Source organism: Desulfopila aestuarii DSM 18488, from assembly GCF_900143695.1.
Classification (GTDB): Bacteria; Desulfobacterota; Desulfobulbia; order Desulfobulbales; family Desulfocapsaceae; genus Desulfopila; species Desulfopila aestuarii.
In genome coordinates, this window is the sequence record NZ_FRFE01000103.1 from 1 (window position 1) to 1,067 (window position 1,067).

The 1,067-nt window shown below is 46.2% G+C and carries 1 protein-coding gene; it reads left to right on the forward strand.

The genetic code is table 11. The features are described from left to right. Nucleotides 1–1,067, forward strand: a 1,067-nt coding sequence (locus BUF15_RS26515; RefSeq protein WP_234981293.1) for an ATP-binding protein, incomplete at both ends; no start/stop codon positions are given.

Below are 1,067 nucleotides of genomic sequence, written 5' to 3' on the forward strand. Positions count from 1 at the left end.
GGGATGTCCACCAAAAGGCACTTGTTGGCATCACTTCAAGCGCAGAGAATGACAGGTATGACAGGGAGGATGGTTCTTTTGAATGGACGACCTGGGAGTGTCGTCCTTGGTATCAAGCTAACGGTGAAATCGGTGGTTTTGTAGTTTATACGGAAGTGGTCACTGACAGGATAAAAGCTGAGGAACAAAAGTTGCTGCTACAGCAACAACTCTATCAAGCGCAGAAGATGGAAGCTATAGGCACGCTTGCTGGCGGGATTGCCCACGATTTCAACAATATCCTTGGGGCAATTCTAGGTTACGCAGAGATGGTGCAGGAGGATAGCCCGAAAGGATCGACGATGAGAAGTGATATCGACAGCGTTATCAAGGCAAGCCAGAGAGCTAAAGAATTGGTAAAGCAGATACTCGCTTTTAGCCGACAAACAGTGACAGAAGAGAGGGTTCTGCAACCGGCTTTCATCATAAAAGAAGCTATAAAAATGCTCCGTGCAACGTTGCCCACGACGATTGAAATCCAGCAAAACATCGATCTAGAGGCTGGAGTGATTTTTGCTGATCCGACTCAGATTCATCAGATAATAACCAATCTTTGTACTAATGCTTTCCACGCTATGGAAGAGACTGGCGGCATTCTCAACATTTCCCTGCAAAACAAAGAATTGGCCCTGGCCGACTTAGCCAGCGAACCAGATGTGCAGCCTGGGCATTTTGTAGAAATCTCTGTCGGAGATACAGGCCAAGGAATAGCACCGGAAATTATGGACAAAATTTTCGATCCTTTCTTCACTACGAAGGAGGTAGGTAAAGGCACAGGGATGGGTCTTGCCATTATCCATGGTATCGCAAAGAAATCTGGTGGATTTATATCCTGTAAAAGTTCACCGAGCAAAGGAACAACTTTTTATGTGTACCTTCCCGTTCATGCAGATACGGCTCAACCGGAAGCGGAGACAACACCTGCAGAGCTTGTCCAAACAGGCATTGAGCATATTCTCTTTATTGACGATGAGGAGATACTTGCTGAAATGGGCAAGACCATGCTCGAACGACTTGGTTATAGAGTG